Source organism: Streptomyces sp. NPDC043952 (genome assembly GCF_056435325.1).
Window position 1 is genome coordinate 15,358 of sequence record NZ_JBWKES010000037.1, and the last position, 25,690, is coordinate 41,047.

The following is a 25,690-nucleotide window of genomic DNA, read 5'->3' on the forward strand; positions in this document are numbered from 1 at the left end:
CGCGATGGGAACGCGGCAGGAATCAGCCCCCGCATCATGTCGGCCATTCCACAGCGGACCGGGCCCTCGCGGCCCGCCGCGCCGACCGCACGCGACCGTCCTGGGGGCAGTGCAGTGACAGCAACACCAACCGACTCGGGCCCCGGCCGCTTCACCGGCCTCGGGCCCCTCATGCTGGTCTGGTCGACCCAGTCCGTCTCGCTCGTCGGGAGCGCGGCGGTCAGGTTCGCCTTCGTCGTCGACGTCTGGTCCACCGGACAGAGGGCGAGCGCCGTCACCGCGCTCTCCCTGTGCGCGCTGCTCCCGCAGGCACTGCTCAGCCCCATTGCGGGCGCAATCGTCGACCGCATGCGCAAGCGGGCCGCGCTCCGGCTGGCGGACGCCGGCGGACTCCTGGTCGTGGGCTGCCTGGCGCTGCTGCACTACCTCGGCCTGCTCCACTCCTGGCAGATCTACGTGGCCACCGCGCTGCTCGGCGCCTGCTCCGCCTTCCAGTTCCCGGCCCTGTCCTCGGCCGTACCGCTGCTCGTCCGCAAGGACCAGCTCGGCCGCGCCAACGGGCTGCTCGGCGGCGCCAAGAGCGCGGCGAGCATCGGCGGCCCGGCCCTCGGCGGCCTCATGCTCACCCTCTTCGGCATCGGCCCGACCCTCCTGGTGGACCTGGTCAGTTACGCCTTCGCGCTGGCCGGTGTGCAACTGGTGCGGCTGGCCGGGGACCGGGCCGCACCGCCGCCGTCCGGCCCCCGCCGCCGGATCACCGCGGAGGCCGGGGAGGGCCTGCGCTATCTGTGGCGCACCCGCGGCCTGCGGGACCTGATCGTCAACTTCTGTGTCGTCAACCTGGTGATGGTCTTCGGCTTCGCCCTGATCCAGCCCATGGTGCTGCTGCGGGCCGACAGCGCGGCGCTGGCCGCGGTCAACACCTCGATCGGCGTCGGCGGGGTCGCCGGCGGAGTGCTGATGGCCGTGTGGGGCGGGCCGCGCGACCGGGGCCGGGGCATGATGCTCGGCGTCATCGGGATGTGCCTGTCCGCGCTGGTGGGCATGGCGTTCGCCGGCGGCGTCGTCGGCTGGTCGGTGGCCGTGCTGATCGGCGCCCTGCTGATGACGGTCGTCAACGCCCAGATGAACGCCATCGTGCAGACCAAGGTCCCGCAGGAGTGGCAGGGCCGCGTCTTCGGCGCCGTGATGTTCCTCGGCTATATCTCCGTCCCGCTGGCCACCGCACTGTCCGGCCCGCTCGCCGACCACGTCTTCGAACCCCAGGCCGCGCACGGCACGGGCCTGTTCGCCCTGCTCGGCCCGCTGTTCGGCGACCGGCCGGGCAGCGGCATGGCCGCCATGTTCTTCCTCGCCGGCCTGGCCGGTGTCGGGGTCTCCCTGTGGGGGCTGGCCAGCCGCAACATCCGGGAGATCGACCTGGTGATGCCGGACGCGGACGAGGCACCGGGCGACCGGGACGGGCAGGGGGTGCGCGATGAAGTGCGTGCATGAACGTGTCGCCGAGCGGGCGCGTACGGCGCCGGGTGCCATCGCGCTGATCGACGGCGCCGACCGCCTGACGTACGCCGAACTCGACGCGCGCGCCGACCGGTCGGCCGCCCTGCTCGCCCGGCACGGGGTACGGCACGGCGACACGGTCGGCGTGCACCTGGAGCGGTCGGCCGAGCTGGTCGTGACCGTCCTCGGCGTCCTCAAGGCCGGTGCCGCCTATGCGATCCTCGACCCGCAGTTCCCGCCGGCCCGGCTCGCCGCGATGGCCGCGGACGCCGCCGTCACCGCCGTGGTCGCCCCCGCCGGCCGCCGCCTCCCCGGCGTCGCGGCCCCCGTGGTCCACCCCGAGGACGCCCGGCCGGTGCCCGCGCGGCCGGGCGGCACGGTCCCGGTCCGCCCCGGCGACCTCGCCTGCGTGATGTTCACCTCCGGCTCCACCGGCCGCCCCAAGGGCGCCGCCGCCCCCCACGAGGCGATCACGGCCACCCTCACCGGCCAGGACTTCGCGTCCTTCGGCCCCGGCTCGGTCTGGCTCCAGTGCGCGCCGCTGTCCTGGGACGCGTTCGCCCTCGAACTGTGGGGCCCGCTCGTGAACGGCGGCACCTGCGTGCTGCACCCGCCCGGCCGCCCCGAACCCCTGGTGATGGCCCGACTGATCGCCGAGCACGGCGTCACCTCGATGTACCTGTCGGCGTCCCTGTTCAACGTGGTCGTGGACGAGTACCCGGACGCCCTCGACGGGCTGCGCGAACTCCTCGTCGGCGGCGAGGCGTTGTCGCCGCCGCACGTCGCCCGCGCCCTCGCCCGCCGCCCCGGCCTGCGACTGAGCAACGGCTACGGACCCGTCGAGTGCATGGTCTTCCTCACCACCCACCGGGTCACCCCGGAGGACCTCGCGGCCGGCGGCCCCCTGCCGATCGGCCGCCCGCTCGCCGGCAAGCACCTGCACGTCCTCGACGAGCGGCTGCGGCCCGTCCCCGACGGCGGCACCGGCGAGCTGTACGCGGCCGGCGCGGGCCTCGCCCGCGAGTACACCGGACGCCCCGCCCTCACCGCCGAACGGTTCGTCGCCGCCCCCTCGGGCGAGCGCCTCTACCGCACCGGCGACCTGGTCCGCCGCCGCCCCGACGGCGTCCTCGAACACCTCGGCCGCGCCGACAGCCAGCTCAAGATCCGGGGCTTCAGGGTGGAGCCCGGCGAGATCGAGACGGTCCTGGCCGGGCACCCCCGCGTCGAGCGGGCCGCCGTCCTCGCCCACTTCCACCCGGCCGACGGCGACCGGCAGTTGACCGCGTACGTCGTCCCGCGCGGCGCACCCGCGCCCTCGCCCGGAGAACTGCGCGCACACGCCCGCACGGTCCTGCCCGACCACCTGGTACCGGCCGCCTTCGTGCTCCTGGACGCCCTGCCCCTCACCCCGAGCGGCAAGCTGGACCGGGCGGCGCTGACGGCGACCGGCCCCGCCCGCGAGCGGACCGGCGGGGCGGCCGGACACCCCGGTGCCGGGTCGGACGGCACCACGGGCACCCTGTGCGAGCTGTTCGCCCGCGTCCTCGCGACCCCCGTCGCCCCCGACGACGACTTCTTCGCGCTCGGCGGCAACTCCCTGCTCGCCGCCCGGCTGACGGGCCGCATCCGCGCCGCGCTCGGCGTCGAGGTGGACATCCGGACGGTCTTCGAGGCGCCCACCCCGGCCCGGCTCGCCCCGCTGGCCGACCGCGCCCCCGCCGCCGTACCGCCGCCCGCGCCCGCCGCGGCCTCGGGTCCGCTGCCGGTCTCCGACGCCCAGCAGCGCCTGTGGTTCCTCGACCGGACCGGGGCGGGCGCCGCCTACAACCTGCCGATGCTGGTACGGCTGCGCGGTCCCGTCGACCCGGACGCGCTCGCCGGAGCGCTGTCCGACGTGGCCGCCCGGCACGAGGTGCTGCGCACCCTCTTCGGCGAGGACGACGGCGTCCCGGTGCGGCGGGTGGCGAGCGGACCGCAGGCGACCCCGCCCTTCGCCCACGAGCACGTGGGGGAAGGGGAGTTGGCATCCCGCATCGCGCAGGCGGCACGGCACCGGTTCGACCTCGGCGCCGAACTGCCCTGCCGAGCGGTCCTGTTCACCGTCCGCGAGCGGCCCGCCGAGCACGCGCTGCTGGTCCTGGTGCACCACATCGCCGGGGACGGCTGGTCGCTGCGGCCGCTGTTCCGCGATCTCTCGGCGGCCTACGCCGCCCGCGCGCAGGGCCGCCCGGCCGGCTTGGCACCGCTGCCGGTGCCGTACGCCGAGCACGCCCGCCGCCGCCTCGCCCGGCTCGGCTCCCCGGCCGACGCGGGCTCCCTGGCCGCGCGGCAACTCGCCTACTGGAAAGAGCGGCTGGCCGGACTCGACGCCGACGGGCCGCTGCTGCCGCGCCGCCCCGGCGCGCCCGCCGTGCCGGGACCGGCCGCCGCGGTCGTCGTACGACGGCTCGGCCCCGCGGCCCACGCCCGGCTCGCCCGGTCCGTGCAGGCCCACGGCGCCACCCTCTTCATGGCCCTGCACGCCGCCCTTCTCACCGCGCTGCTGCGGTCCGGCGCCCATCCCGACACGGCGATCGCCGCGCCCGTGGCGGCCCGCGCCGGAGACGGCGAGGTCGAGGACGCCGTCGGCTTCTTCGTGAACCTGCTCGTGCTGCGCGCCGACGCCTCGGGCGACCCCACCGCGGCCGGACTGCTGGCCCGCGTCCGGGACGCCGACCTCGGCGCCTTCGCCCACCAGGACGTGCCGTTCGAGCAGGTCGTCGGCGCACTCAACCCGGCCCGCAGGCCCGGCCGGCAGCCGTTCACCGAGGTGGTCCTGGCGCTCCAGAACAACGCCCGCGCCGAGGTCGCCCTGCCCGGCGCGCGGGACGGCGTGGAGCTGGTGCGCACCGGGTCGGCCCGGTTCGAACTGCTCGTCGACGTGTCCGAGACGACCGGCCCCGACGGCGAACCCGGCGGCCTCACCCTCACCTTCGAGTACCGGGCCGAGGCGCTGCCGGAGTCCTTCGTCGACTGGCTGGCCGAGGCGCTCCCGGCGGCTCTGGAGGCCGCCGCGGCCGATCCTGCGACACGGCTGTCCGCGCTCGCCCTGCCCGAGCCGCCCCGCCGGGCGGACGCGAGCGACCGCCTCCCGGCACCGGCCCGCGCCACCGCGCCCGCCGTCGGCGCCGGGTCCGCGGCCGAGGAGCGCGTCGCCGCCGTCTGGCGCGACGTCCTCGGTCTGCCCGTCATCGGCCGTGACGACGACTTCTTCGCGCTCGGCGGCAACTCGCTGCGCGCCGTGCGGGCCGCCGCCCGGCTCAGCACTCCCGAACGGCCGGTGACCGCGGCGCAGTTGTTCGCCGCGCCCACCGTCGCCGCCCTCGCGGCCGAGCTGGCGGCCCCCGCGGCCGGCCCGCGCCCCGCCATGGCTCCGATCCCCCGCGCACCCCGCGTCCCGCGCGGCCCCCAGAACACCCAGAACACCCAGAACACCCAGAACGCGCAGAACACCCAGACACCCACGACAGCCCGGACGACCGCCCCCCACCGCGGCGGCGCGAAGCAGGAGGAGCGGCAGTGGACCTCAGCGTGATGTTCTTCGGTGCGGACAGCACCGCCGGCGGCCAGGTGCGGCACGAACGCACCTACGAGGACATCCTCACCGTCGCCCGTACCGCCGACCGGCTCGGCTTCCACGCCCTGTGGACGCCCGAACGCCACTTCCAGCAGGTCGGGCAGGTCTTCCCCAGCCCGCCGGTGCTCGGCGCGGCCCTCGCCATGGCCACCGAGCGCATCGGCATCCGCGCGGGCAGCGTCGTACTGCCGCTGCACCACCCGCTCAAGGTCGCCGAGGACTGGGCGGTCGTGGACAACCTCTCGCACGGCCGGGTGGGCCTGTCGGTCGCCACCGGCTGGCACTCCGCCGACTTCGCGCTCGCGCCCGGCAACTACGCCGACCGCCGCGCCCGCACCCTGGACACCGTGCCCCTGCTGCGCTCGCTGTGGGCCGGGCAGAGCGCCGAATTCCCGGACGGCACGGGCAATCCGGTGAGCGTGCTGCCCCAGCCGCGGCCCGTGCAGGACGCGCTGCCGCTGTGGATCACCACGTCCGGCAACCCCGAGACCTGGGAGGCGGCCGGGCGGCTGCGCTGCGGGGTGCTCGGCGCGACCGTCGGGCAGAGCCGGGACGACCTCGCCGACCGCATCGCCCGCTACCGCACCGCCTGCGCCGCCGCCCCCGACCAGGGCGGCACCGACGCGCACGGCCGGGTGACGCTCATGGCGCACACCTACGTCGGCGCCGACGACTCGGAGGTACGGCGCCTGGCCGCCGCCCCGCTGAAGGCCTACCTCGCCTCCTACCTCCGCCAGACCTCCGCCAACCGCACCGCCGACGCCGGCACCGCGGCGCTCACCGAGGAGAAGACCGCGCTGCTCGCGGAGTTCGCGTTCGAGCGCTACCTGAGCTGGGGCAGCCTGCTGGGCTCGCCCGGCCACTGCGCCAAGATGCTCGCCGATCTGGCGGAGCTGGGCGTGGACGAGGTCGCCTGCTTCGTCGACTTCGGCCTCGGCACCGACGACGTGCTCACGAGCCTGCACCGGCTGGCCGAACTGAAGGAGAACCTGTCATGACCGCCCCAGTCCGCGCCGGAACGGGAACAAGAACGGCAACGGGAACAGCAACGGGAACGGCAACGGCAACGCGGAACGCCGGGGCCGGGGAGCACCGGGAGCCCGCGGCGCCCGAAGGGCCTCGGAGCGCGCGGCCCGCCGCCTCCGCCTCCCTCGCCGAGCGGTTCAGCGCGCTCGGCGCCGAACAGCGCGTCGGGCTGCTGCGCAGGCTGGTGGAGAGCGGGCGCGTGCGGGACGTGCCCGCCGTCGTCCCGCCGCGCGACCCGGCCCGGCCGGTCCGGCTCAGTCCCGCCCAGCAGGACCTGTGGGCGTACGAGTCGCTGTATCCCGGCACCCCCGCCCTCAACCTGTGCTGCGCCTACCACTTCGAGGGCCCCGTGGACCCCGCCCATCTGGAGGCCGCGCTCACCCTCGTCCAGCGGCACCACGACATCCTGCGCACCCGCGTCACCGCCGCCCCCGACGGCGAACTCGCCGTGGACTTCCCCGACACCGGGCCCTTCGTCCTGGAACACGACGACCTGCGCGGCACCGGCGTCCCGGTGCACCGGGCCTTCGACGCCTTCCGCCGGCGCCCCTTCGACCTGGCGGGCGGCCGGCTGATCCGCGGCCGCTTCGTCCGCGTCGACGACAGCCGTACGACCCTGATGCTCGGCGTGCACCACGCCATCGCCGACTGGTGGTCCTTCGACGTCCTCCAGAACGAGTTCGCCGAGGCCTACCTGGCCTACCGCGACGGCACCGAGCCCACGCTCACCCGCCCCGCCGTCCAGTACGCCGACTTCTCCGCCTGGCAGGGCGAGTTGGAGGAGTCCGGCGTGTTCGGCGAACGCCTCGCCTTCTGGCGCCGCTACCTGGCGGACCCGCCCGGCCCGCTCACCGCCCCCGGACACGGCACCGCGCCCGGACACGGCACCGCCGGCCCCGGCCGCGACGACCCCGACGGCATCGTGCACATCGGTTTCGACCTCGACGCCCGCCTCGCCGCCGCCGTCCGCGCCCTGGCCCGCCGCTCGGGCACCACCGTCTACGGCGTCCTGATGGCCGCGTTCGCCGTCCTCGCCCACCGGGTCACCGGCGCCGAGGACATGGTCCTGGGCACCCCCGTCGCCAACCGGGCCGCCAAGGGCCTGGAACGCGTCATCGGCTACGTCATGAATGCCGTGCCCACCCGCTGGCGGGTCCGCCCCGACAGCTCCTTCAGCGGACTGCTCGCCGCTTTCGCGGCCGACTTCCCCGACCTCGTCGCCAACGCCGACCTCCCGGTCGGCCGGATCGTCGCCGCCGCCGCGCCCGAACGCAGCCTCGGCCGCTCCCCGCTGTTCCAGTGGGTCTTCATGCACCTCACCCAGCAGCCGAGCGTCTCCGCCGTACGTGAGTTCGCCGAGCCGGAACGCATCCACACCGGCGGCGAGCACGACCTCGTCGGGGTGGTCAAGGACAGCGGCGACGCGATGATCGGCAGCTTCGAGGTGCGCACGGACACCTTCTCGCCCGAGGCGGTGGCGCGCTGGGCCGAGTGCTACGTCGAACTGCTCGAACAGGTCACCGCCGACCCCGCGCGCGAGGTCGGCGACCTCGACATCGTGCCCGCCCGGCTGCGCGCGCGCCTGCTCGCCCAGTGCGCGGGACCCACCGCGGTACCGCCCGCCTCGCTGCCCGAGCTGGTGGCCCGCCAGGCCCGGCTGACCCCGGACGCGCCCGCGCTGGACACCGGCGAGTGCGTCCTGTCGTACCGCGGGCTCACCGACCGGATCGACCGGCTGGCCGCCACCCTGGCCCGCAACGGGGCCGGGCCCGGACGCCTCGTGGCGCTCCTCCTCGGCCGGGGCACGGACTGGCCGGTGGCCGCGCTGGCCGTCCAGCGCACCGGCGCCGCGTACCTTCCGCTCGACCCCGAGCAGCCCGCCGAACGCCTGCGCCGGACGCTGGCCGACACGAGCCCCGTACTGGTCGTCGCGGCCGACGCACGGGCCGCGGCCGCCGGATCGCCGGTGCTGGTCCTCGGCCCGGAGGCGTACGACGCCGAGCCGCTGACCGCGCCCGCCCCCGACCCCGCCGCCCCCGCCTACGTCATCCACACCTCGGGCTCCACCGGCACCCCCAAGGGCGTCGTCGTCCCGCACCGGGGCCTGGCCGCCCTCGCGCGCTCGCTCGCGGACCGGCTCGGGCTGGGCGCCGCCGACCGGGTACTCCAGCTCGGGCCGCCGGTCTTCGACATCTCGGTCGCCGACCTGTGCATGGCCTTCGGCTCCGGCGCGACCCTCGTACTGCCGCCGGCCGGGCCGCTGGTGGGCGAGGACCTGGGAGGGGTGCTGACCGGGCGGCGGGTGTCCGCGGTCATGACGACGCCCTCCGTGCTGGCCACCGTCCCGGCCGGTGCCTACCCGGACCTGAAGGTGCTCGCGGTCGGCGCGGAGGTCTGCCCGCCGGAGCTGCTGCGGCGCTGGACGGCCGAGGGCCGCCGGCTGCACAACGCGTACGGCCCCACCGAGGCGACGGTGGCCGTCACCCTGTCCGAGCCGCTCGTCCCCGGCCCCGGCACGGCGGGCCCGCCCCTGGGCCGCCCGCTGGCCGGCACCTTCGTACGGCTGCTCGACGCCCGGCTGCGCCCGGTCCCGCCGGGCACTCCCGGCGAGCTGTACCTCGCCGGCCCCCTGGCCGACGGCTATCTGCGCCGCCCCGCGGGGACCGCGGAACGCTTCGTCGCCGACCCCTACGGCCCTCCCGGCGCCCGCATGTACCGCACCGGCGACCTCGCCCGGCAGGACGACGACGGCACCCTGCACTACCTGGGCCGCACCGACGACCAGGTGAAACTGCGCGGCCTGCGGGTGGAGCCCGCCGAGATCGCGGCCGCCCTCGGCGAACACCCCGCCGTCGGCCGCTCGCTGGTCCTCGTCCGCACGGGCCCGGCGGGCAGCCCGCAGCTGATCGGCTACGTCGTCCCGGCCCCCGGCCGCACCCCGGACCCGGACACCCTGCTCGCCCACGCGGCCGAGCGGCTGCCCGCCGCCCTGGTCCCGGCCGACGTGGTCGTCCTCGACACGTTCCCGCTGACCCCCGGCGGAAAGATCGACAAGGCCGCGCTGCCCGCACCCGCCCCCCGCGCCGCGGCCGCGTCCCCGGCCGCGCCGCGCGCCGCCTCCACCGCCGAACAGACCCTGCGCACCCTGTACCGCGAGGTCCTCGGCACCGAACCGCCCCCGGCGGACGCGGACGCGGACTTCTTCCGGCTCGGCGGCGACAGCATCATGGCCATCCAGCTCGCCGCCCGCGCCGCGACCGCCGGTCTGCTGCTCGCCCCCAGGGACGTCTTCACCGCCCGCACCCCGGCCCGGCTGGCCCTGACGGCCCGTGCGGCGGCGCCCGAACAGCCCGAAGGACCCGGCCCGGCCAAGGGCCGCTTCCCGCTCACCCCGGTCATGCACTGGTGGCGCGAACGGCACGCGCCGCCGGGCCGGTTCATCCAGTCCATGGCCTTTCCCGCCCCGCACGGCATCGACGAGGACCGGGTCCGTACGGCCGTCACCGCGCTGGCCGACCGGCACGCCGCCCTGCGCATGCGGCTGATACGGCACGAGGAGTGGACCGACTGGGAACTGGAGACCGGGCCCGCCGCCGTCACCGTGCGGCGGATCGCCGTCCCGGCCGGCGCCGAACCGGCGGACCTCGCCGGGGAGTCGGCGCGTACGGCCGTACTCGACCCGGAGCGGGGCGAGATGGTGCGGGCGCTCTGGTTCGACGCCGGGCCCGGCAGGGACGGCCTGCTGCTGCTCCTCGTGCACCATCTGGCCGTCGACGGGATCTCCTGGCGGGTGCTGGGGCATGAACTGGCGCAGGCGCTCGCGGGCGCCGAGCCGCCGGTGGAGCCGGGTGCCTCGTTCGCCCGGTGGGCGAGTCTGCTGCCCGCCGAGGCGGACCGGGCGACGGCCGAACTGGACTGGTGGACCGGCCGGTTGGCCGACGCCGGCCAGGACCGGCTGCTGCCCGCACCGGACGCCGGCCCGTCCCTGGCACCGCTCCCGGCCACGGGTCCGGCCCTGGCGCCGTCGGCGATCACCGGTCCGGCCCCGGCACCGGAGTCGTCGGTGACCACCGGTCCGGCCCCGGCACCGGAGTCGTCGGTGACCACCGGTCCGGCCCCGGCACCGGAGTCGTCGGTGACCACCGGTCCGGCACCGGAGTCGTCGGTGACCACCGGTCCGGTCGTCGCGCCGCACCGTGATGCCGTCACCGTCGAGCTGGATGCCGCGCTGACCCGTTCCGTCCTGGTCACCCTCCCCGAGTCCTTTCACTGCGGCGCCGACGCCGTCCTGCTCACCGCCCTGGTCCGCGCCGCCGTCCGCCGCCGCGGCACCGGCACCGCCCTCCTGCTCCACCTGGAGGGGCACGGCCGCGAGGCGCTGTCGGCGCCCGTCGACGTCTCGCGCACCGTCGGCTGGTTCATCACCCAGTACCCCGTCCGCCTCGACCTCGGCACGGACACCGGAGCTGCGGCGCTCAAGCAGGTCAAGGAGCAGCTGCGGGCGGTGCCGTCCGCGGGACTCGGCTGGGGCCTGCTGCGCCACCTGCACCCCGAGGCGGGCCCCGCGCTGGCCGCGCTGCCCGTGCCCGACGTCCGCTTCGCCTATCTGGGCCGGTTCGCCGGGGACGACGCGGCCGGCGGCCGGCTCCTCGACTCCGGACCGGACGCGGTGCCGGTCGGCCACGCCCTGGAGATCGACGTCCTCGCCAGGGGCGCGGAGGACGCACCGCGCCTGGAGGCCACCTTCTCGTACGCGCGGGGCGTGCTCACCGAGGACGACGTGCGCGAGCTGGTCCGGCTGTGGGCCGGGGAACTCGCCGCGCTCGTGACGGACACCGGCGACGGCGCGGACGCCGGACACACGCCGTCCGACTTCCCGCTGGTCGACCTGGAGATCGACCAACTCGCGCGAATGGAAAAGGAGTTGGACTTCGGGGGCGACTTCGGTCTCGACGACGAATCCGACGGCTTCGACGGCTCCGACAGCCACGACGGCTTCGACGGCCTCCGGGACGGGGAGGCGGGCCGGTGAACGCCCGGATCCAGGACGTCCTGCCGCTGTCCCCGGCCCAGGAAGGACTCCTCTTCCACACGCTGCGGGAGCCGACGGGACCCGATCCCTATCTGGTGCAGGCCCGGTTCCGGATCGGCGCGGGCATCGAGCCGGAACGCGTCCGCGCGGCGGTGACGGAGCTGCTGCGGCGCCACCCCAACCTGCGCGCCTGCTTCCGCCACGAACACCTCGACCGGCCCGTGCAGATCATCCCGAGTGCGGTACGGCTGCCCTGGCGGCAGGCCGACCTCACCGGTCTCGGCCCCGAGGAGACGGCCGGGCGCATGCGAGGGCTGCTGGCGGCGGACGCGGCCCGGCGCTTCGACCCCGCCCGGCCGCCCCTGCTGCGGGCCACCCTCGCCCGCCACGACACCGGCGCCGAACTGCTGCTGACCTTCCACCACATCCTGCTCGACGGCTGGTCCATGCCGATCCTGGAGGCCGAGCTGGCCGCCTTGGTCGCGGGCCGCCCGCTGCCGCCCGCCGCCTCCTACCGCGACCACCTGGCCTGGCTGGCGCGGCAGGACCGGCACAAAGCGGAGGCGGCCTGGGCCGAGGCCCTCGCGGGCTTCGAGCCCCCCGCGCCGCTCGCACCCCCGGAAACCCCCGCCACCGCCGACCACACATCCCCCGCCGCCCCCACCGACCACACCGCCGCCGGCACATCCCCCGACACCGCCGCCTCCGTCGACCGTGCCCGCGTCCAACTGCCCGCCGACCGTGCCCGCGTCCAACTGCCCGCCGACGTGACCGCCGCCCTCGTCCGGCGCGCCGCGGAGACCGGCGTCACCCTCAACGTCCTCGTCCAGGCGGCCTGGGCGCTCGTCCTCGCCCGGACCACCGGGGCCCGTGACCTGGTCTTCGGCGCGGTCGTCTCCGGGCGCCCGCACGACCTGCCCGGCGTCGAGCGCATGGTGGGCCTGTTCGTCAACACGCTCCCGGTACGGGTCCGGCTGCGCACCGGCGAGAGCGCGGCCGAGCTGCTGGTCCGCCTCCAGGAGGAGCAGTCCCGGCTGGTCGACTACCAGCACGCCCGGCTGGCCGACGTGCAACGCCTCGCGGGGACGGGCGAGTTGTTCGACTCGGTACTCGCCTTCGAGAACTTTCCGCAGCGCCGCGAGGACGAGCCGGGCCCCGACGAGGTGGCCCTGCATCAGGTCGCGGACGCCACCCACTACCCGGTGACGCTGACCGTCGCCGGCGGTGAGCGGCTGTGGCTGTCGCTCGGCTGCCGCCGGGGCCTGTCGGCGTCCGCGCTGGCCGGCCGCATGGTCCGCGCCCTGGAGCAACTGGCCCGCGATCCGCACCGGCCGGTGGACCGCCTCGACGTCCTGCCGCCGCACGAGCGGCGCCGGCTGCTCGACCTGGCCACCGGCCCCCTGCGGCCCGAGGCCCGGCCTGCCACCGTCACCGGCCGGTTCGCCGCGCAGGCCGCCCGCACCCCCGACGCCCCGGCCGTCGAGTCGGACGAGGGGACCCTCACCTACGCCGCCCTGGACGCGGCCTCCGACGCCCTCGCCGCCCGTCTGATCGCGGCGGGCACGGCCCCCGGCGACACCGTCGCCCTCCTCATACCCCGCTCCCCGGCCGTGGTCGTGGCCCAACTCGCCGTGCTCAAGGCGGGCGCCTGCTGGCTCCCGCTGGACCCGGCCCAGCCCGCCGACCGGCTGACCCGGCTGGCGCGGGCGGCACACGTCCGGCTGACCCTGACCGCGCCACCGGAGGGAGCGGCGGAGGACGGGATGTCGTACCAACCGCCGTACGAGACAAGGGTGCTGGACGTCCGGGGGACCGGGCCGCTCGCCGCCCCGCCCCTGCCGCGGACCCACCCCGGCGCCCCCGCCTGCGTCCTGTACACCTCCGGCTCCACCGGCGAACCCAAGGGTGTCGTCGTCCCGCACCGCGCCGTCGCCGAGCTCGCCGCCGACGCCCGCTACCGGGGCGGGGCCCACCGCCGGGTGCTGGCGCACGCCCCCTACACCTTCGACTCGGCGACGTACGAGGTGTGGGTGCCGCTCCTGAACGGCGGCACGGTCGTCGTCGCGCCGCCCGGCCCCGTCACCCCCGGCCTGCTGCGCCGTGTGATCGCCGGGCGGGGGATCACCGCGCTGTTCCTCACGCCCGAACTCCTGCGCACCGTCGCCGAGATCGCGCCGGACGCGCCCGCCGGGCTCAGCGAGATCTGGGCGGGCGGCGATGTGCTGGACCCCGCCGCCGTGGCCCGCCTGCGGGCGCACTGTCCGGGCGTCACCGTCGTCAACGGGTACGGCCCCACCGAGACGACCGTCTTCGCCACCGCCCACACCACCGACGGCGGCCCCGGCGCGATCCCCGTCGGCCGCCCGCTGGACAACACCCGCGCCTACGTCCTGGACGGCCTGCTGCGCCCGGTCCCCGAGGGCGGCACCGGCGAGCTGTACCTGGCCGGGACCGGCCTGGCCCACGGCTATCTGGGCCGCCCGGACGAGACCGCGGGACGCTTCGTCGCCGACCCCTACGGGCCGCCGGGCAGCCGCATGTACCGCACCGGCGACCTGGCGGCATGGCGCGGCGACGGCGCCCTCGCCTTCCGGGGCCGCGCCGACGACCAGCTCAAGGTGCGCGGCGTACGCATCGAACCGGCCGAGGTGGAATCCGTCCTCGCCGGCTGTCCGGGGGTACGGCGGGCGGTCGTCGCCGCACGCCCGGACGCCACCGGCGGCAAACGGCTGGCCGCCTGGCTGGTGCCGGAGCCGGACACCGGCGAGGGGTGGCCCGAACTCCTCGCCAGGGTGCGTGAGTTCGCGGCTCAGCGGCTCCCCTCCCACCACCTCCCCTCCGTATGGGCCCGGATCGCTGGCGTACCGCTCACCCGGCACGGCAAGACGGACCGCGCCGCACTGCCCGAGCCGGCCGGCGCCGCGTCCGGCGGCCGTGCCACCCGCGCCCCGCGCGACGAGCGCGAACGGCACCTGTGCGCGCTGTTCGCGGAGGTCCTCGGCGACCCCGCAGTCCACCCGGACACCGACTTCTTCGCGGCCGGCGGCCACTCCCTGACCGCGCTGCGCCTGGCCGCCAGGGCCGGGGTGCCGCTCGCCGCCCTGTTCGCCGCCCCGACCCCGGCCCTGCTCGCCACCCGCACCGCCCCCGCCCCCGCACCCGGCGCCGACCTGGCCCCGCTGCTCACCCTCCGGCCGGGCACGGGCACCCCTCTCTTCTGCGTCCACCCCGCCCTCGGCCTCGGCTGGTCCTTCGCCGCCCTCCTCCCGCACCTGCACCCCGGCCGCCCGGTGCACGCCTTGCAGAGCCCCGCGCTCACCGGGCACGAACTCCCGCTCACTCTCACCGAGTTGGCGCAGATGTACACCGAGCGGATCCGCGCCCTGGTGCCCGAGGGGCCGTACGCCCTGCTGGGCCGCTCCTTCGGCGGCCTCGTCGCCCAGGAGATCGCCGTACACCTGCGCGCGGCCGGACAGGAGGTGCGGCTGCTGGGCGTGCTGGACACGATGCCCCAGGCGCCCGGCACGCCCCGGCTGCCGGCGGACGTCACCGAGCGGGAGACGCTGCGGGTGCTGCTCAACGCCCACGCTCCGGGGCGCCCGCTGCCCCCCGCGCCCTTCGGCCGCGCCGAGGCGTTCGCGGTGGTCCGCGCCGGGGACAGCCCGCTCGCCGCCCTCGACGACCGGGTGCTGCACGCGATGACCGACGCGGGCAACCAGCACATCCACCTCTCCCGAGCCTGGCGCCCGTCCCGCTACGACGGCACCCTCACGCTGTTCTCCGCGACCCACCGGGCCCACGTCACCACCGCGGAGAAGGCCGCGGCCTGGCGGCCCGTGGCCGCCGCCCTCGACGTGCACGAACTCGCCTGCGCCCACAGCCAGGTACTCCAGCCCGACCCGGCGGCACGCGTCGCCGCGGTCCTCGAATCCACCCTCCGGGGGAGCGAACGATGACCCACGACACCCCTGCCCTCGTCCCGCCGGCCCCCGACGAGGCGTACGAGTTCCCCGTCTCCGACGCGCAGAGCCGGCTGCTCGTCCTCGACCAGCTGCATCCGGGCACCGCGCAGTACAACGTGCCCGCGGCCTTCGCCGTCACCGGACCCTTCGACATCGCCGCGTTCGGCCGCGCCCTCGACCTGCTGACCGCCCGGCACGAGTCGCTGCGCACCGTCTTCCGCACCGCCCCGGACGGCACCCAGACCCAGCTGGTACGGGCCGCCGGGACCGCCGCGCTCACCGTCGCGCACGGGGTACCGGCCGACCGGTCGGACACCCTGCTGCGGCAGGAAGCCGCCCGCCCCTTCGACCCGGCCACCGGACCCCTGCTGCGCTGCACGGTGCACGCCCTCGACGACGGCACCCACCGCATCCTGCTCGTCGCCCACCACCTGATCTGCGACGGCTGGTCGCTCGGCATCGTCCTGGACGAGCTGGGCGCCGCCTACCGGGACGAGGCGGCCGGGGCAGTGCACAGCCCGCCGGGCCCGCCGCTCCAGTTCCCGGACTACGCCGTCTGGCGGCGCGCACGCCAGGCGGCGGGGGAGCACGAGAGCGCCGTACGGCACTGGGTGGAGACTCTGCGCGGCGCCCCCGCCACCCTGGAGCTGCCCGCCGACCGGCCGCGGCCCGCGGTGCGCGGCACGGACGGCGCCGCCGCCCGCTTCCTGCTGCCGGCCGCCACCCGGACCCGGCTCGCCGAGGCCGCCGCGGCCTGCGGGGCGACGCCCTTCATGGCGCTGTTCGCCGCCTACGCCGCCTTCCTCGCCCGGCTGAGCGGCCGCGCGGACCTCGTCATCGGCTACCCGGTGTCCGGCCGCGAGCACCCCGACCTCCAGCACACCGTCGGCATGCTCGCCAACACCCTCGCCCTGCGCGTCGATGCGAGCGGCGACCCTTCCTTCCGCGAGCTGACCACACGGATCCGCACCGCCCTGCGCGCCGCCGCCCCGCACCAGGACGCCCCGTTCGAGGCGGTGGTCGACGCCCTCGCCCCGGTCCGCGAGAGCGGCCACGACCCGGTCGTGCAGGTCGTCTTCTCCTACGACGACGACACCGCCCTCACCCTCGACCTGGCCGGCGCCGACACCCGGCGGCTCGAACTCGTCCTGGACACCGCCAAGTTCGACTTCCATCTGCACGTGGAACGCTGGGGGGAGGAGCTGGCCGCCCAGTTCATCCACCGCAGCGACCTCTTCGAGGCGGCGACCGTACGCCGCTGGACCCGCACCTTCACCGGCCTCCTGGACGGCCTCCTCGCCGACCCCGACGCCCCGCTGTCCGGCCTCGCCGCGGTCGGGGAGGACGAACGGCGCCTGCTCGTCGCGCAGAACGACCGCCTGGCCGAGGCCGCCCCCGCCGACCGCCTGGTCCCCGACCTGATCGCCGATGCCGCCGCCGCCCGCCCGGACGCCACGGCGCTCGTGCACGGCACGCGCCGGCTCACCTACCGCCAACTCCTCGGAAAAGCGGACGGTTTGGCGGCCCGGCTGCGCGCCGCCGGGGTCCGCCCCGGCCGCCGGGTCGGACTGCTCCTGCCCCGCTCGGCCGACCAGGGCATCGCCGCCCTCGCGGTGCTGCGCGCGGGCGGCGCCTACGTACCCCTCGACGGGGCCCACCCGGACGACCGGCTGCGCTACATGCTCGACTGCTCCGGCACCGCCCTGCTGCTGACCGCCGAGGCCACCGCCGACCGGGCCGCGGCGTTCGGCGTGCCCACCCTGCGCGTCGACCGCACCGACCCGGCCGAACCCCCGCCCGTCGCCGAGGGCCCGGCACCCGGCCCCCGCGACCTCGCCTACGTCCTGTTCACCTCCGGCTCCACCGGCCGCCCCAAGGGCGTGGCCGTCGAACACCGCTCCCTGGTCAACCTGACCGCGGCCGTGCGCCACTCCTTCCCGGTGACGGCCGCCGACCGGGTGCTCCAGTTCGTGGCGTTCGGCTTCGACGTCGCCGTCTCCGACCTGTTCTTCCCCTGGGTCGCGGGCGCCGAACTGCACGTACCCGCCGAGGACGAACGGCTCGGCGAGGCCCTGCTGCACCGGCTGCGCGACTCCCGCATCACCTACGTGTTCCTGCCCCCGTCCGCCGCCATGCTGCTGCCCGCCATCGAGGGCCGGCTCCCCGACCTGCGCACCATCGCGGTCGGCGGCGAGGCCTGCCCCGCCGAACTCGTGGCCCGGCTGCACGAGGAGGGCCGGCGGATCGTCAACGCCTACGGCCCGAGCGAGGTATCCGTCTACTCGCACACCGCCGAGCTGACCCCCGGCGACCCCGTCGTACTCGGCCGCTCGGTCGCGGGCAGCCGCGCCTACGTCCTGGACGAGCGGCTGCGCCCCGTCCCGGTCGGCGTCACCGGCGAGATCTACATCACCGGCGCCGGACTCGCCCGCGGCTACATCGGGCAGCCCGGACTGACCGCCGAGCGCTTCGTCGCCGACCCGTACGGCGCCCCCGGCACCCGCATGTACCGCAGCGGCGACCTCGGCCGCCTCGACGCGCACGGCGTGCTGACCTACCTGGGCCGCGGCGATCTCCAGGTCAAGCTGCGCGGGGTACGCATCGAACTGGGCGAGATCGAGTCGCTGCTGGCCGCCCACCCGGACGTGCGCGTCGCGGCGGCCACCGTGCGCGGCACCGGCGAGGACCAGCGGCTCGCCGCCTACCTGGTGTGCCGCGACGCGGCCGCCCCGCCCGGCGACGGCGCCCTGCGCGCCCACCTCGCCGAGCGGCTGCCGGCCTTCATGGTCCCCGAGGTGTTCGTCCGCCTCGCGGAACTGCCGCTGAACGGCAACGGCAAGGTCGACCGCGCCCGGCTGCCCGAACCGGCGGTCACCCGCCGCGGCCCGGCATCGCGGATGACGGCCGCGGGGACCGCGACCGAACGCCTGGTCGCGGACGTCTGGGCCCGCGTCCTGACCATGGACCGGGTCGGCGTCCACGACAACTTCTTCGAGCTGGGCGGCAATTCGGTCCGCCTGCTGCGCGTCCTGTCCGCCCTGCGCGACGCCGGCGCGGACGGCGGGCTCACCCTGGTCGACCTGTTCCGCCACCCCACCGTCGCCGCCCTCGCCGCCCGCCTCGACGAGGCCGGCGCGGCGGAGCAGGGCGACCTTGCCGACGCCGCCGCCCGCGGCCGTGACCGACACCAGCGGCGCACCGCCGCACGAGGACTCCGCACCCGGAAAGGCACCCTCCGATGACCGACACCGCAGCCCCCGAGACCCTCGACTCCGCCATCGCCGTCATCGGCATGAGCGGCCGCTTCCCCGGCGCCCCCGACCTCGGCGCGTACTGGCGCAACCTCCTCGCCGGGACCACCTCCATCACCGACTTCACCGAGGCGCAGCTCCTCGCCGACGGCGCCGACCCGGACGAGGTCCGGGGCCCCGACTACGTGCCCGCCAAGGGCGTCCTCGCCGACGCCGACCGCTTCGAGGCCGGCCTGTTCGGCTTCCACCGCACCGAGGCCGCCGCCCTCGACCCGCAGCACCGGCTGCTGCTCCAGACCGCCTGGGCCGCCCTGGAGGACGCCGGCCACGATCCGCTCGCCGCCCCGGCCCGCACCGGTGTCTACGTGGGCGGCGGCGTCACCGAGCACATGCTGGCCGCCCAGACCGACCCCGCCCTCGCCGCGCGGATCGGCGCGCTCCAGGTGCGCATCCTCACCGACCGGGAGTTCCTCGCGCCCTGGATCTCCTACCGTCTGGGTCTGGACGGTCCGAGCCTCACCGTGCAGACCGCCTGCTCCACCTCCCTGACCGCGGTCCACCTGGCCTGCCAGGCGCTGCTGCTCGGCGACTGCGACACCGCGCTGGCGGGCGGCGTCGCGGTCGACACCGTCCGCGCCCGCGGCTACGTCCACTACCAGGGCGGGATCTTCTCCGCCGACGGCCGCTGCCGCCCCTTCGACGAGGCGTCCGGCGGCACCGTGCCCGGAAACGGCGTCGGCGTGGTCGTCCTGCGCCGCCTCGCCGACGCCCTCGCCGACGGCGACCCGGTGCGCGCCGTCATCCGGGGCAGCGCCGTCACCAACGACGGCGCCGGCCGCGTCGGCTTCACCGCGCCCGGCGTCGACCAGCAGACCGCCGCCATCGTGGAGGCGTGGACGACGGCGGGCCTGGACCCGGCCGACGCCCAGTACCTGGAGGCACACGGTACGGCCACCACGCTCGGCGACCGGATCGAGGCGAGCGCCGCGACCGCCGCGTTCAAGGGCGCCCTCGGCACCGGCGCCATCGGCCTGGGCTCGGTGAAGGCGAACATCGGCCACCTGGACGCGGCCGCGGGCGTGGCCGGGCTCATCAAGACCGTCCTGATGCTGGAGCACGCCGTCATCGCACCGACCGCCGGGGCGGGCAGGCCGCACCCCGGACTCGCCCTGGACGGCTCGCCGTTCCACCTCGTCACCGAGGCCGAGCCCTGGCCCGAGCCGGAGTACGGCCCCCGCCGGGCCGGCGTCAGCTCGGTCGGCATCGGCGGCACCAATGTGCACGTCGTGCTGGAGGAGGCACCGCCCGCCGACCGGGATACGGCGGCGCCGGGCCCCGAGGTGCTGCTGCTGTCCGCCCACACCGAGGACGCCCTGCGGGCCCTGGCCGGCCGGCTCGCCGGCGCGCTGCGCGCCCCGGACGCCCCCAGCCTCGCCGACACCGCCCACACCCTCCGCTTCGGCCGCACCCCGCTCGCCGTCCGCGCCTACGTCCTGGCCGCCGACCGCGCACGGGCGGCGGACCACCTCGACGCACTGGCGGCGGGCGGCACGGCGCCGGTCCCGGACGGTCCGGACGGTCTGCGCGCGATCGGCGAGGCGTGGCTGCGGGAACAGGAGCTGCCCTGGCCCGGCCGGGGCCGCCGGGTCTCGCTGCCGACGTACCCGTTCGGCGGGGAGCACTACGGGGCGTTCGGCCTGGACCCGGCACGCACCACGGGGGAACCGGCGTCCGCCGGGCCGGCCGCCGCGGAACCGCCCGCGCCGGAACCGGTGTCCCGCGAAGAGGCCGTCCGCGCCCTCCTCCTGGAAACCCTCGGTCTCGACGACACCGCCGATCCGGGCATGACGTACTTCGCCGCGGGCGGTGACTCCCTCGCCGCCGTCCACCTCGTGGGCTGCCTGCGCGACGACTTCGGCATCGACGTGCCGCTCACCCTGTTCCTGGAGGAACTGGCGCTGGACGAGCTGGCCCGGCGGATCGTGGCGGCGAGAGAGCCCGACGACGCGCTGGACGCGCTGCTCAGCGAGTTCGAGAGCGCGTGAGGGGTCGCAGGGGCATGAGGCCGTAGGGCATGGCAAAGGGGCCGGTGGCGATCACCGGCCCCTTTCCCGCGCCCTCACGCGGAGACGCAGGCCGAGCCCAACGCCCCGGCCACATACGCCAGATGGTCGTCCAGGAAGAAGTGCCCGCCGGGCAGCACATGCGTGGTGAACGGCCCCTCGGTCTCCCGCTCCCAGGCCGCCACCTCCGCCACCGGCACCCGCGGATCGGCGTCCCCCGTCAGCGCGACCACCGGGCAGCGCAGCCGGGGGCCGGGGCGGTAGGAGTAGGCGGCCAGCATCGCGTAGTCCGCGCGCAGGGCCGGCAGCACCAGCTCCAGCAGCATCGGGTCGGCCAGCAGACCGTCGTCCGTGCCGGCCAGCAGCCGCAGCTCCGCCAGCAGGTCCGCGTCCGACGGCGACCCCTGCCACCGGGCGACGAACGGCAGCGAGGGGCCGCCGCGCCCCGACACGAACAGGGCTGCGGGCGTCCGGCCCCGCGCCCGCAGCGCACGGGCCGTCTCGAACGCCACCAGCGCGCCCATGCTGTGCCCGAACAGCACGAGCGGCCGCCCCGCCGGATCCGCGGGCAGCGCCTCCAGCACGGCGGCCACGACATCCTCGATCCGCTCGGCGAACGGCTCCGTGAAGCGGTCGTGGCGGCCCGGATACTGCACCACCGACGGCTCCAGCGGGCCGGCGACCGCGGCCGACAGGGGGTGGTAGGCGGCGGCCGCACCACCCGCGTGCGGGAAGCACAGCAGGCGGGCGGCGGCGTCGGGGGCGGGGTGGAAACGCCGTATCCAGTCGTCCATCGAAGTCCCTCTCTGTTCCCCAGTGGCAAAGCGACCCGCTCCGGAGCACCGGAAGGGGCTCGGCAGCAACGGGCCGGGCCCCGCGCCGGTTCCCGGCTCGGGGCCCTGTCTCGTCCGTCCGCGGCTCACTCCGCCGCGGCCATCCAGCTCTCCAACTGCTCCAGGGTCGTCTCGGGATCGGCGACGAGCACGTTCAGCCGATCGTCGTGCGGGTTGAGGGTGACGACGGCGGGGCAGCGGTGGCAGCCCTCGACGCCGACCTGGTTCCACCACTTGCAGTGCGGACGCAGGTGACACCGTGGTACGGCCCGCGGTTCGGCCTCGGCCTGCGCCGGTACGGCCCGCATGCGCTCGATCAGCCCGCACGCCGTGCCCACCCGGTTCGCGCACTCCGCTGTGCAGTGCGAGGCGAACCGCAGCACCCGGTTGGGCGCGATGCCCTCCGGGATGCTGCCCAGGACCTCCGCCGCCGGGACCGGATCGGCGAGGTAGACGACCTCGCCGCCGTCTCCGGAGCGGACGCCGAGGACCACGCTCTCCGGGCGGCTTGCGTCGCCGGAGGGACACCAGTCGAGGGGCCGCTGCGCCCCGGAACCGTCCACGGTGCTCACCCCCGCCGGCCTAGCAGTCCGGGCGGACGATGTCGGCGCCGGCGACGGACCTGGTGCTGAGCATCACCATGCCGCCGACGACCCCGTCGGTGACGGCGCCGTTCTCCTTCTCGGCCGCGACGGCCTTGGCGATGCTCGCCGACAACTGCTCGTGCGAGGTGATCCGCTCGGGCCGGGTGGCCGCCGCCGCGGGCACGCTGCCCGCCGCCGCGAGCCCGCCGACCAGCGCCGCGGCCACGGCCGCCGTACGAAGTCCCTTGTTCATGTGTGTCCCTTCCCAAGTCGCCCACTGGCTGACGAACTTGACGGTAGGACCACCGCCGCCGCGCGACCGGCGGCCGGGGCGGCAGCTTCGGGGAGTCACCGCGGGGACGACGGCGCCCGGCGGCCCGGCGCCGTCCCGCTTCACGGGTGCCGCACGCCGGGGGTGCCCGCGTAAGCCGGTGCCGGGTACGGGGCGGGGTCGGTGACCCAGCCGGACAGGAGGACCAGGCGGGAGTCGCGGTCGACGGCGAGGAAGGCGAAGGGGCGGTCGAAGGCGACGCGTACGACGGTGGTCTCGTAGCGGTACTGGGGCGGGGCGCCACCGGGAGCCATGGCCACGGACGTCACCGCCGCCGCGCGGAAGCCGAGCGCGCCGAAGCGGGTCACGGCCGACTGCCGGGCCTCCGAGACGGTCAGCGGGTGGGCGCTCACGCCGGGGAAGTGGCCGAAGCGCGCGTCGGTCGCGGAGCGCAGCCCGAACAGCTCCGGCTGGGCCAGCAGATCGTGGTCCGCGCGCACCTCGTACGCCACCGTCCGCACGTCCAGCGAGGTCGGCTCCGGCGTGTGGGCCTGCTCCCGCTCCACCCGCAGTCCGGGCCCGACCTCGCCGTACGGCAGGGCGCCGCCCGGCGTGAGCGCGAGGGCGCGCTCCACCACGGCCACGCCCGCGGCGATGACCTGGCCCGGCGTCATGCGCTCCTCGCCGAGCACCAGATGGACGTCGATGCCGTTGTCGCCGGGGACCGTCAGCGCGGTGACGAAGCCGTCCCGGGTGCCCGCCACGCCGACCCGGTCCGGGCGCACGCTGCGCCGGTGCAGCCCGCGCAGGGTACGGCCCTGCCAGGGGCCCGCCGCCGGGGTGAGCGGCTGCTCGGTGAAGGGCTGGCGCCAGGTGGTGTGCAGGGCGAGCGCGCCCGCCAGCACCATCCGCGTCTGCCGGTTCAGCGTCACCGGCATCCGCTCGACCAGGCCGCCGGTGCGCTCGGCCGCCCAGCGGTCCAGCCGTTCCTGCGCGGTGACGAGGTCCTCCCCGAACACGCCGTGCGCGCCCGGCGGCAGCGCGGCCAGCCACTCCTCGCGCAGCAGCAGGTCCGCCTGCGTCCACAGGCCGAGCGCCGCGTCCAGGCCCGACACCGAGCCCAGGGCCGCGAGCAACTCCCGTGCGAGGGCGCCCGCTTGCTCCGCGGGCACGCCGAGCGCCCCGGCCAGCTCCTGCCGGGCGGGGCCCGCGGCGCCGTCCGCGAGGAGGGCCAGCAGGGGCCAGACCCCGGCGGCGGAGAACGCCGTGCCGCCCCGCGCGGTGGCGCCCCACCGCGCGGTGAGTCCGTTCACCGTGCGTACGACGGTGCCGTCGACCCCGTTCCCCAGCTTCAATTCCGCCCCCTGTGTCCCGCTTACCTGCGACAAGTCGTACGAGGCACGGTACCGGTGATCCCGGACTGCCGTTCGGGCGGCCGGAGTTGTCCGGGGCGCTCGGCAGGTGTGAAAGGGGGCGCGAGCGGGGGAGAAGGTGCTGGGTGAGGGGCTGCCTGCCCGCGTTCATCACTTCGAGTGATTCTCTGGCCTTTGCTTGCACGGCTCAACCGACGGTTGCCACGCTGTTGCTGTCTGTACAATCTGATGGGAGCGGCCAGTGACTTTCGGTGAGCAGCCGGCGTACCTGCGTGTCGCGGGTGATCTCCGCAAGAAGATCGTCGACGGTTCACTGCCGCCCCACACCCGGCTCCCCTCCCAGGCCCGCATCCGCGAGGAGTACGGCGTCTCGGACACCGTCGCCCTGGAGGCCCGCAAGGTCCTGATGGCCGAGGGACTGGTCGAGGGCCGCTCCGGCTCGGGGACGTATGTGCGCGAACGGCCCGTGCCGCGCCGGGTCTCCCGCTCCGGCTACCGCCCGGCCGGCGGCGCCACCCCCTTCCGGCAGGAGCAGGCCGACGCCGCGGTGCGCGGCACCTGGGAGTCCAGCAGCCGGCAGACCGAGGCCGGCGCCGCGATCGCCGAGCGGCTCGGGATCGAGACCGGCGAGCGGGTCATGCGCACCAAGTACCTGTTCCGCGAGGCCGGTGAGCCGATGATGCTCTCCACCTCCTGGGAACCCCTCGCGGTCACCGGCCGCACCCCGGTGATGCTGCCCGAGGAGGGACCGCTCGGCGGGATGGGCGTGGTCGAGCGCATGCGGGCCATCGACGTGATCGTGGACAACGTCACCGAGGAGGTCGGCGCGCGCCCCGGTCTCGCCGAGGAACTGCACCTCCTCGGCGGCGTCCCCGGCCATGTCGTCCTGGTCGTCCAGCGCACGTACTACGCCTCCGGGCGCCCGGTGGAGACCGCGGACGTGGTGATCCCGGCGGACCGGTACCGGGTCGCGTACCACCTGCCGGTGCGGTGACGGCCGTACCGCGCGTCGTAGGCCGTGTCGGGCGCCGTTTCGCGCGCCGGGGAGTGAGGTAGCGCACACCCCCGTCCCGTCCGGCGGGTGTTCGCGCCGGTGACGGCGGCTCACCTGCCCCGCGGCGGGCGCCGTGGTCCGGTCGTCCTCGCAGGTGGACGCCGTTTCCCGGCGGAGTCGGCCGGAGGTCTCCCCAGGGGCGCATTCGTGCTCGCGCGCCCCCGCCGGTCTGGCGGCTTGCGTACCTCTTTGTGAAAAGGCGTATTCGCTGCGTAAAGGTTGGGCGTACGCTCGGGCATATGCGTAGTGCGGTTTCCTTAGGCGGGGCCCGGAAAGGGTCCGGGACGGGATGGGGGTCCCGTGGTGCCGGAAAGGGTGAAGGGCGCGATGGGGGCGGAGCGGACCATGAGTGAGGGCACGGCTTCCCTGCCCTGGATCGTCATACGGCAGGACGACAACGGCAATCGCTACCGCGTCGGCCGGTACGCGACCCGCGCCGAGGCACAGAAGATCGCCGACAGTTTCCAGGACCGCGGGCACAAGCAGCTCTACATGGTCGAGCGGCTCGGGCAGAACGGGGAGAACGGGGCGGGCGGCCGCGACTGACCGGCGCCGCCGTGCCCCGCGGAGCCTCACGTAGGCTCCCCTCCATGACGCCCATGACGGAACGGACCGTGGTGGTCGGCGCCGCCCTGCTCGACGGCGGCCGCCTGCTCGCCGCGCGCCGCAGCGCGCCCACCGACCTGGCCGGACGCTGGGAGCTGCCCGGCGGCAAGGTCGAGCGGGGGGAGCGGCCCGAGGACGCCCTGGTGCGCGAACTGCGCGAGGAACTCGGCGTGGACGCCGAGACGGTGGCGCGCGTGCCCGGCGAATGGCCCTTGCGCGAGCCGTACGTCCTGTGGGTGTGGACCGCCCGGCTGCGCCCCGGCTCCCCCGCGCCCCGGCCCCTCCAGGACCACGACGAGCTGCGCTGGCTGACCCCGGCCCGGCTGTGGGACGTGCCGTGGCTGGAACAGGACGTACCGGCGGTGCGTGAGGTCGAGGGGCGGATGGCGGCGGAGACGCACTGAGGCGGGCCCCTGCCCCGCGCTTTCCGGTGGAGCCTCACTGAGGCGGGCCCCTGCCCCGCGCTTTCCGGTGGAGCCTCACCGAGACGGGCCCCCGCCCCGCGCTTTCCGGCGG

14 protein-coding genes are annotated in these 25,690 nt (G+C 76.1%); 10 read left to right on the forward strand and 4 right to left on the reverse strand.

The features are described from left to right. Nucleotides 1-114: 114 nt before the first annotated feature. From AC069R_RS28795 to AC069R_RS28825, 7 genes are read left to right on the forward strand one after another with little or no spacing between them, the layout of a single operon-like run. A complete protein-coding gene (locus tag AC069R_RS28795; RefSeq protein WP_478769694.1) occupies nucleotides 115-1,494 on the forward strand; it encodes an MFS transporter in 1,380 nt (459 codons plus the stop codon). Continuing rightward, entirely contained in the window at nucleotides 1,487-5,077 is a 3,591-nt protein-coding gene (locus AC069R_RS28800) for an amino acid adenylation domain-containing protein (protein ID WP_478769695.1), read from the forward strand. The genes AC069R_RS28795 and AC069R_RS28800 overlap by 8 nt, the downstream gene beginning before the upstream one ends. Continuing rightward, nucleotides 5,062-6,117 carry a MupA/Atu3671 family FMN-dependent luciferase-like monooxygenase gene (locus AC069R_RS28805; RefSeq protein ID WP_478769696.1) on the forward strand — a complete coding sequence of 352 codons (1,056 nt, stop codon included), beginning with the start codon at nucleotides 5,062-5,064 and terminating at the stop codon, nucleotides 6,115-6,117. The genes AC069R_RS28800 and AC069R_RS28805 overlap by 16 nt, the downstream gene beginning before the upstream one ends. Next, nucleotides 6,114-11,177, forward strand: a complete 5,064-nt coding sequence (locus AC069R_RS28810; protein ID WP_478769697.1) for an amino acid adenylation domain-containing protein — start codon at nucleotides 6,114-6,116, stop codon at nucleotides 11,175-11,177. The genes AC069R_RS28805 and AC069R_RS28810 overlap by 4 nt, the downstream gene beginning before the upstream one ends. After that, the gene (locus tag AC069R_RS28815) at nucleotides 11,174-15,133 is read left to right on the forward strand and encodes a non-ribosomal peptide synthetase (protein WP_478769698.1); all 3,960 of its coding nucleotides are present in this window, start codon (nucleotides 11,174-11,176) and stop codon (nucleotides 15,131-15,133) included. The genes AC069R_RS28810 and AC069R_RS28815 overlap by 4 nt, the downstream gene beginning before the upstream one ends. After that, nucleotides 15,130-18,381 carry a non-ribosomal peptide synthetase gene (locus AC069R_RS28820; protein ID WP_478769699.1) on the forward strand — a complete coding sequence of 1,084 codons (3,252 nt, stop codon included), beginning with the start codon at nucleotides 15,130-15,132 and terminating at the stop codon, nucleotides 18,379-18,381. The genes AC069R_RS28815 and AC069R_RS28820 overlap by 4 nt, the downstream gene beginning before the upstream one ends. Beyond that, the gene (locus AC069R_RS28825) at nucleotides 18,378-20,435 is read left to right on the forward strand and encodes a beta-ketoacyl synthase N-terminal-like domain-containing protein (RefSeq protein ID WP_478769700.1); all 2,058 of its coding nucleotides are present in this window, start codon (nucleotides 18,378-18,380) and stop codon (nucleotides 20,433-20,435) included. Before AC069R_RS28820 ends, AC069R_RS28825 begins: the two co-directional genes overlap by 4 nt. Nucleotides 20,436-20,509: 74 nt before the next feature. On the opposite strand, the gene AC069R_RS28830 is transcribed toward AC069R_RS28825, so the two are convergent. The 4 genes from AC069R_RS28830 to AC069R_RS28845 all read right to left on the reverse strand — a co-directional run bounded on the left by AC069R_RS28830 (nucleotide 20,510) and on the right by AC069R_RS28845 (nucleotide 23,496). Beyond that, nucleotides 20,510-21,247 carry a thioesterase II family protein gene (locus AC069R_RS28830; RefSeq protein WP_478769701.1) on the reverse strand — a complete coding sequence of 246 codons (738 nt, stop codon included), beginning with the start codon at nucleotides 21,245-21,247 and terminating at the stop codon, nucleotides 20,510-20,512. Nucleotides 21,248-21,372: 125 nt separating this feature from the next. Next, the gene (locus tag AC069R_RS28835) at nucleotides 21,373-21,858 is read right to left on the reverse strand and encodes a hypothetical protein (RefSeq protein WP_478769702.1); all 486 of its coding nucleotides are present in this window, start codon (nucleotides 21,856-21,858) and stop codon (nucleotides 21,373-21,375) included. A 10-nt stretch (nucleotides 21,859-21,868) separates the two neighbouring features. Further along, entirely contained in the window at nucleotides 21,869-22,123 is a 255-nt protein-coding gene (locus AC069R_RS28840; protein ID WP_478769703.1) for a hypothetical protein, read from the reverse strand. A gap of 140 nt (nucleotides 22,124-22,263) precedes the next feature. Then, entirely contained in the window at nucleotides 22,264-23,496 is a 1,233-nt protein-coding gene (locus tag AC069R_RS28845) for a serpin family protein (RefSeq protein ID WP_478769704.1), read from the reverse strand. 259 nt (nucleotides 23,497-23,755) lie between these two features. Between AC069R_RS28845 and AC069R_RS28850 the strand changes: the two genes are divergently transcribed. The 3 genes from AC069R_RS28850 (at nucleotide 23,756) to AC069R_RS28860 (ending at nucleotide 25,578) form a co-directional block, all read left to right on the forward strand. Then, complete coding sequence (locus tag AC069R_RS28850) at nucleotides 23,756-24,508, forward strand: GntR family transcriptional regulator (RefSeq protein ID WP_478769705.1); 753 nt, start codon at nucleotides 23,756-23,758, stop codon at nucleotides 24,506-24,508. A 405-nt stretch (nucleotides 24,509-24,913) separates the two neighbouring features. Then, entirely contained in the window at nucleotides 24,914-25,114 is a 201-nt protein-coding gene (locus AC069R_RS28855) for an SPOR domain-containing protein (RefSeq protein ID WP_478769706.1), read from the forward strand. 53 nt (nucleotides 25,115-25,167) lie between these two features. After that, nucleotides 25,168-25,578 carry a (deoxy)nucleoside triphosphate pyrophosphohydrolase gene (locus tag AC069R_RS28860; protein ID WP_478769722.1) on the forward strand — a complete coding sequence of 137 codons (411 nt, stop codon included), beginning with the start codon at nucleotides 25,168-25,170 and terminating at the stop codon, nucleotides 25,576-25,578. Nucleotides 25,579-25,690: the final 112 nt, after the last annotated feature.

Excerpts from the sequence above, each read along its gene's own strand:
- AC069R_RS28825 (WP_478769700.1), top strand. The coding sequence starts at position 18,378 with ATGACCGACACCGCAGCCCCCGAGACCCTCGACTCCGCCATCGCCGTC.
- AC069R_RS28830 (WP_478769701.1), bottom strand. The coding sequence starts at position 21,247 with ATGGACGACTGGATACGGCGTTTCCACCCCGCCCCCGACGCCGCCGCC.
- AC069R_RS28840 (WP_478769703.1), bottom strand. The coding sequence starts at position 22,123 with ATGAACAAGGGACTTCGTACGGCGGCCGTGGCCGCGGCGCTGGTCGGC.
- AC069R_RS28860 (WP_478769722.1), top strand. The coding sequence starts at position 25,168 with ATGACGGAACGGACCGTGGTGGTCGGCGCCGCCCTGCTCGACGGCGGC.
- AC069R_RS28820 (WP_478769699.1), top strand. The coding sequence starts at position 15,130 with ATGACCCACGACACCCCTGCCCTCGTCCCGCCGGCCCCCGACGAGGCG.
- AC069R_RS28855 (WP_478769706.1), top strand. The coding sequence starts at position 24,914 with ATGAGTGAGGGCACGGCTTCCCTGCCCTGGATCGTCATACGGCAGGAC.
- AC069R_RS28810 (WP_478769697.1), top strand. The coding sequence starts at position 6,114 with ATGACCGCCCCAGTCCGCGCCGGAACGGGAACAAGAACGGCAACGGGA.